At 69.2% G+C, this 5918-nt stretch carries 8 protein-coding genes; 2 read left to right on the forward strand and 6 right to left on the reverse strand.

The window, feature by feature from the left end:
* Window positions 1-103, reverse strand: a 103-nt coding sequence (locus tag IY392_RS19700; protein ID WP_194861784.1) for a hypothetical protein, incomplete at its 3' end; no start/stop codon positions are given.
* Between the two features lie 164 nt (window positions 104-267).
* On the opposite strand from IY392_RS19700, the gene IY392_RS16265 reads away from it, so the two are divergent.
* Window positions 268-627, forward strand: coding sequence for a DUF2631 domain-containing protein (locus IY392_RS16265; RefSeq protein ID WP_107756629.1), 360 nt, complete (start codon window positions 268-270; stop codon window positions 625-627).
* 102 nt (window positions 628-729) lie between these two features.
* Here IY392_RS16265 and rlmN read toward each other — a convergent pair whose 3' ends face one another.
* Entirely contained in the window at window positions 730-1839 is a 1110-nt protein-coding gene (gene rlmN / locus IY392_RS16270; protein ID WP_194861785.1) for a 23S rRNA (adenine(2503)-C(2))-methyltransferase RlmN, read from the reverse strand.
* A gap of 86 nt (window positions 1840-1925) precedes the next feature.
* Here rlmN and IY392_RS16275 point away from each other — a divergent pair, with 86 nt between their 5' ends.
* A complete protein-coding gene (locus IY392_RS16275) occupies window positions 1926-2348 on the forward strand; it encodes a lipopolysaccharide assembly LapA domain-containing protein (protein ID WP_194861786.1) in 423 nt (140 codons plus the stop codon).
* Window positions 2349-2371: 23 nt separating this feature from the next.
* On the opposite strand, the gene IY392_RS16280 is transcribed toward IY392_RS16275, so the two are convergent.
* From IY392_RS16280 to tsf, 4 genes are all read right to left on the reverse strand, one after another.
* The gene (locus IY392_RS16280) at window positions 2372-3250 is read right to left on the reverse strand and encodes a phosphatidate cytidylyltransferase (RefSeq protein WP_194861787.1); all 879 of its coding nucleotides are present in this window, start codon (window positions 3248-3250) and stop codon (window positions 2372-2374) included.
* A 47-nt stretch (window positions 3251-3297) separates the two neighbouring features.
* Window positions 3298-3855, reverse strand: a complete 558-nt coding sequence (frr, locus tag IY392_RS16285) for a ribosome recycling factor (protein WP_107756632.1) — start codon at window positions 3853-3855, stop codon at window positions 3298-3300.
* A 47-nt stretch (window positions 3856-3902) separates the two neighbouring features.
* Window positions 3903-4628, reverse strand: coding sequence for a UMP kinase (pyrH, locus tag IY392_RS16290; protein ID WP_107756633.1), 726 nt, complete (start codon window positions 4626-4628; stop codon window positions 3903-3905).
* Window positions 4629-4869: 241 nt separating this feature from the next.
* The gene (gene tsf / locus IY392_RS16295) at window positions 4870-5694 is read right to left on the reverse strand and encodes a translation elongation factor Ts (protein ID WP_107756634.1); all 825 of its coding nucleotides are present in this window, start codon (window positions 5692-5694) and stop codon (window positions 4870-4872) included.
* Window positions 5695-5918 lie beyond the last annotated feature (224 nt).

Genomic DNA, 5918 nt, shown 5'->3' on the forward strand with positions numbered 1-5918 from the left:
CCAGGCACTGGAGGTGACCTCCGGGGCCGGCCCCGGAGGTCACCTCCAGTGCCTGGGTACCGATCGAACCGGTGCTTCCGAGGATGAGAACGCGCGTGGTCACCTCGTCATTGTCCACGTCCGGAGCGCCCGGCGCCGCATCGCGTGGTCACGCCCGGCCCCGATCCGGGCGGGTTACCCACAGTCCCTCACCGGGCGTGTGCCAGACTGGACGCGATGTCGGCGGCCCGCGGGGCCGCCAGCGAGCCGTGAGGAGAACCGGGGAGCATGAGCGCGGACGGGCACCACACCAGCAAGGAAATCGTCGTGGGGGGCATCAGCTCGCTGGACGAGCCCTCCGTTGAATGGGGCTGGCACCAGCACAGCAGGAAGGTCGGCCTCGCCGTGGGCGGCTTCTTCGTGCTGTTCCTCCTGGCCATGCTCTTCGGCAACCACATCGGCCGGGTCGAGGACATCTGGGTGGTCGCCATCGCCCTGTTCCTCGCCGCCTGGATGTTCCACTCGCTGCGCCCGAAGAAGGATGACAGCCTGAAGAAGGCCAGGGTGTACGAGGTGCCCGCCGATCACTACTCGGTGGTCGGTGCCGCGGCGTCCGGCGCGGTCGGGACCGCTCCCGCCAAGCGCTGAGAGCCCCTGCACAGACGAGGCCGCCGCCCGCGAATCTCGCGGGCGGCGGCCTCCTCTGTGCTCCGGAGCGGCTGGCATCCCCCCGGCCTCACCCCCCGGGCCTCACCCTTCGGCGGCGAGTTGGCCACAGGCGGCCGCGATCTCCTGACCCCGGGTGTCCCTGACGGTGCAGGACACCCCGGATTGCCGAACCGCCGCCACGAATGCGTCCTGTTGGTGCTTCGGGCTGGCGTCCCACTCACTGCCCGGTGTCGGGTTGAGCGGGATCAGGTTCACATGAGCCATGGGCCCGAGCCGCTGGGTGAGCAGTCGACCCAACATCTCCCCGCGCCAGGTCTGGTCGTTGACGTCGCGGATCAGCGCGTACTCGATCGACACGCGACGACCCGTGGCGTCGGCGTAGTGCCGCGCGGCGTCCATGACCTCGCTGACGGGCCACCTGTTGTTGACGGGGACCAGGGTGTCGCGCAGTTCGTCGTCGGGAGTGTGCAGGGACACCGCCAGGGTGACGTGCAGCCCCTCCTCCGCGAGCCGGTGGATGGCGGGCACCACCCCCACGGTCGACACCGTCACCGACCGCTGGGACAGTCCGAACCCCGACGGTGGCGGGGAGACGATCCCCCGGACCGCGGTGAGAACCCGCTTGTAGTTGGCCAGCGGCTCCCCCATTCCCATGAACACCACGTTGGACAGTCGGCCCGGCCCCCCGGGGACCTCACCGTCCCGCATGGCCCGGGCCGCTTCCCGGACCTGTTCGAGAATCTCGGCGGCCGAGAGATTGCGCTGGAGCCCGGCCTGCCCGGTCGCACAGAACGGGCACGCCATTCCACACCCGGCCTGGCTCGAGATACACAGCGTGGCGCGGTCGGGATAACGCATGAGGACGCTCTCGACCAGCGACCCGTCGTGGAGTTTCCACAGGGTCTTGCGCGTGGTGCCCCCGTCGGCCGCGATGTGCCGGACCGAGGAGGCCAGGCGCGGGAACAACTCCGAGCCGATCTGCTCGCGCAGACCGGCCGGCAGATCCGTCATCGCACCCGGGTCCGCCTCGAGGCGACCGAAGTACTGGTTGGCGAGCTGCTTGCCCCGGAACGCGGGGGCCCCGAGTTCACCCATCGCCTCGGCCCGGCCCGCGGCGTCGAGATCGGCGAAGTGACGAGGGGGAAGACCCCGCCGGGGGGCGTCGAAGACGAGGGGCAGTGGCTCAACCATGATGGGTGCCATTGTGTCAGATACCGGTCTGCACGACACACCGCCAGCGGATGCCGGGGGCCGGGCGGAGGGAATAGAGTCCTGGCATGCCCACGCGTTCGCACGACCCCGTAGAACCCGATCACGATCCGGCGTCGACCGACATCGCCCCTCTCGAGGACACCCACGCCTCCGCCTCGGCGCCGGTGCCCGCCGAAGGGGCCCGGGATGCCGGGCGGGGACCTGACGTCGGACTTCCCGATGTCTCGGCCGGCAGACTCGGATCGGCGTGGGTGGGGCTGGTCCTCGGTGCTCTGGTGACGATTCTGCTGCTGGTCTTCGTCGCGCAGAACACCACCTCGACCGACGTCCGATATCTCGGCCTCGAGTTCAGCCTCCCGTTGGGGGTGCTGATCCTGTTCGCCGCCATCGCCGGTGCGCTGATCATGGCGCTGTTCGCGGGGTTCCGCATCCTCCAGCTCCGTATGCGTGCCCGCCGAGCGCGCAAGGTGAGCGCCCGCGGCCACTGACCTGCCGGCGGTGCCCGGTGCGGTCAGGTCGGGACGACGAAGGTGAAGATGATCCACACCACGACGGCGGTGGGCAGGACCGAGTCCAGGCGATCCATGAAGCCGCCGTGTCCCGGCAGCATCGTACCCATGTCCTTGATCCCGAGGTCCCGCTTGACCTGGGACTCGATGAGGTCGCCCAGGGTCGCGGTGAACACGGTGAGGACGCCCAGCAGGACGCCCTTGAAGACGTTGTCGTCGAACAACAACACCACGACGAGCGCGCCCCCGACGATGGCGAACACCATCGAGCCGGCGAAGCCCTCCCACGACTTCTTGGGGCTCACCGCGGGCGCCATCGGATGCTTGCCGAACAGCACGCCGGCGACGTATCCCCCGACGTCCGAACACACCACCAACAGGATCAGGGCGACGACCCGCTGGGCCCCGAAGTCGCCGTCCGCGAGCATGGCCCCGAGAGCGCCCGGGACCGCGATCCACACGAGGACGAAGACGGCGACCGAGACGTCCCGGAGGTAGTTCTGCGGTGCCGTGGTCAGGCCCGCCATCAACAGCCGCCAGACCAGGACCAGAACCGTCGTGGCGGCGAACGCAGCGAAGGCCCCTCTGGCCCCGGCGAAGAACCCGGCCCAGACCATCGCCTGCCCGCCCAGGAGCAGAGGCAGGAGCGGGAGCCGGAACTGGGCCTGCCGGAGACGCTTGAACACCTCCCAGGTCCCGATGGCGACCGCGCCGGCGGCGACCAGGTACCAGGCCCTGGGGTTGAACGCGATGCTCGCGATGACCAGCGCCCCGAGCCCGACGCCCACGGGGATGGCGCGGGTCAGGTCCCGGCCCGCCCGCGATGGTGGAGCAGCTGCCGCGGCTGTGGGCCCGGGTGGGCCTGGCGGGGCGGTGTCCACGGCATTCTCCTCGGATCTCGGGGGTCGGTCGGCGGGTGCGTCGGTGGTCAGACCTCCATGAGGTCGCCTTCCTTGCCCTTGACGAGCTCGTCCACGTCGGCCACGAAGCGGTGGGTGAGCTTGTCGAGCTCCTTCTCGGCGGCGTTGACCTCGTCCTCGCCGGCCTCGCCGTCCTTGACGATGCGCTTGAGTTCGTCCATCGCCTTTCGACGGACCCCGCGCACTGCGATGCGGCCGTCCTCCGCCTTGGCCTTGGCCTGTCTGACGAGGTCGCGACGACGCTCCTCGGTGAGTTGCGGAACCGTCACGCGGAGGACCTGACCGTCGTTGGTCGGATTGACGCCGAGATCGGAATTGCGGATGGCGTTCTCGATCGGCCCGATCTGGGACATCTCGTACGGCTTGATGATGAGCATCCGGGGTTCGGGAACCGAGACACTGGCCATCTGGGTGATGGGGGTCAGGGTCCCGTAGTACTCGCAGAGCACCCGGTTGAACATGCCGGGGTTGGCGCGACCGGTGCGGATGGCCGCGAGTTCGTCACGGACGCGCTCGACGGCCTTCTCCATCTTCTCCTCGGCCTCGAGCAGGGTGTCGTCGATCATGTGATGTCTTCCGTTCTCTACGTGAGTGAGGTGGGGGGTCCTGCGCCTCAGGCCGGGCTGCTGACGAGGGTTCCGATCTCCTCACCGGCGACCGCGCGCGCGATGTTGCCCTCGGTGAGGAGGTTGAAGACCAGGATCGGCATCTTGTTGTCCATACAGAGACTGAACGCGGTGGTGTCGGCGACCTTCAGTCCCTGTTCCAGGCACTCGCGGTGCTCGATCCGCGTGAACAGTTCGGCGTCGGGGTTGGTCCGCGGGTCGTCGGAGTAGATCCCGTCGACGGCCTTCGCCATCAACAGCACCTCCGCTTTGATCTCGAGCGCGCGTTGGGCGGCGGTGGTGTCGGTGGAGAAGTACGGCATCCCCATGCCCGCGCCGAAGATCACCACCCGTCCCTTCTCCAGATGTCGCTCGGCACGGAGGGGGATGTACGGTTCCGCGACCTGTCCCATGTGGATCGCGGTCTGCACCCGGGTCGACACGCCCTCCTGCTCGAGGAAGTCCTGGAGCGCCAGGCAGTTCATCACGGTGCCGAGCATCCCCATGTAGTCGCTGCGCGCACGGTCGAGACCACGCTGCTGCAACTGGGCGCCGCGGAAGAAGTTCCCGCCGCCGATGACGATCGCGATCTGCGCACCCGTGCGGGAGACCTCGGCGATCTGCCTCGCGACCGACTGGACCACATCGGGATCGATCCCCACGCCGCCCCCGCCGAACATCTCTCCGCCCAGCTTGAGCATCACACGTCTGTAGCCGTCCCGCGGGTCGGTCATCGCTCTCCTCGTCCCGGACGGATCGCGCCCGTCTCGTGCGTCAAACGCCCCCCGACGTCCTCGTCGAGCGGCCGTACGGCCCATGGTGGGACCTCGTCCATTCTGCCCTATCACCCCCGGCGCCACACCGCGGCCCGCGCGTTCTGAGACGGGAACGGTCGGACACAGACCGACGGCGGCACCCGGGGGTCCGGGTGCCGCCGTCGACGTGGCATCCGCCACCGCGGATGCCGGGGATGAATCAGGCCTGGCCGACCTCGAAGCGGAGGAAGGCGGTCACCGTGGCACCCGCCTCGGACAGGAGCGCGCCGACGGTCTTCTTGCTGTCGGTGACCGACGGCTGGTCCAGCAGGACGACGTCCTTGTAGAAGCCGTTCAGACGACCCTCGACGATCTTCTGCAGAGCCTGCTCCGGCTTGCCCTCCTCGCGGGCGGTGGCCTCCGCGATCTCGCGCTCCTTGGCCACGATGTCGGCGGGCACCTCGTCGCGCGAGACGTACTGCGCCTTGAGCGCGGCGATCTGCATGGCGGCCGAGCGGGCGGCCGCCTCCGCGGCCTCGCCCTGGCCCTCGTAGGCCACCAGGACGCCGACCGCCGGCGGGAGGTCGGAGGAGCGCTTGTGGAGGTACACGGCGACCGGGCCGTCGAGCTTGCCCACTCGACGCAGGACCAGCTTCTCCCCCGACTTGGCGGAGAACGAGACCACCGCGTCGGCGACTGTCGACCCGTCGAGGTCGGCATTGTTGAGCGCATCGAGATCGGAGATGCCCTGTGCTGCGGCGACGGCGACGATCCTGTCGGCCAGCGCGATGAACTCGGCGCTCTTCGCGACGAAGTCCGTCTCGGAGTTGAGCTCGATCATGACGCCGTCCTTGACGGCGACCAGGCCCTCGGCGGTGGTGCGCTCAGCACGCTTGCCCACGTCCTTGGCGCCCTTGATGCGCAGGACCTCGACGGCCTTGTCGAAGTCGCCGTCGGTCTCCTCGAGTGCCTTCTTGCAGTCCATCATCCCGGAGCCGGTGAGCTCACGCAGACGCTTGACGTCGGCAGCGGTGTAGTTCGCCATGGTGGGGCGACCCTCCTAAAAGAGTTTCGTGATGTATCGGAAGTTGTTGGCGTCGGCCGGCCGGCGCGATCGACTCCACCCTAGACGCCGCGGCGCCGGTGGACCCCTCGCCCGCATTCACCGACACCTCGGGCCCGGCCCCCCGGGAGATCCCCGGAGGGATCGTGGGCGGCCGGGCCCGAGCTGTTCGAGCGTGCGGAGGTCAGGCCTCGGGGGCCGGAGCC

This window comes from Dietzia sp. SYD-A1 (assembly GCF_015356725.1).
Taxonomy (GTDB): Bacteria; Actinomycetota; Actinomycetes; order Mycobacteriales; family Mycobacteriaceae; genus Dietzia.

What these genes read in the sequence shown, in the direction of transcription:
- IY392_RS16265 (WP_107756629.1), top strand. Translation starts at nt 268, where the DNA reads ATGAGCGCGGACGGGCACCACACCAGCAAGGAAATCGTCGTGGGGGGC.
- rlmN (WP_194861785.1), bottom strand. Translation starts at nt 1,839, where the DNA reads ATGGTTGAGCCACTGCCCCTCGTCTTCGACGCCCCCCGGCGGGGTCTT.
- IY392_RS16275 (WP_194861786.1), top strand. Translation starts at nt 1,926, where the DNA reads ATGCCCACGCGTTCGCACGACCCCGTAGAACCCGATCACGATCCGGCG.
- frr (WP_107756632.1), bottom strand. Translation starts at nt 3,855, where the DNA reads ATGATCGACGACACCCTGCTCGAGGCCGAGGAGAAGATGGAGAAGGCC.
- pyrH (WP_107756633.1), bottom strand. Translation starts at nt 4,628, where the DNA reads ATGACCGACCCGCGGGACGGCTACAGACGTGTGATGCTCAAGCTGGGC.
- tsf (WP_107756634.1), bottom strand. Translation starts at nt 5,694, where the DNA reads ATGGCGAACTACACCGCTGCCGACGTCAAGCGTCTGCGTGAGCTCACC.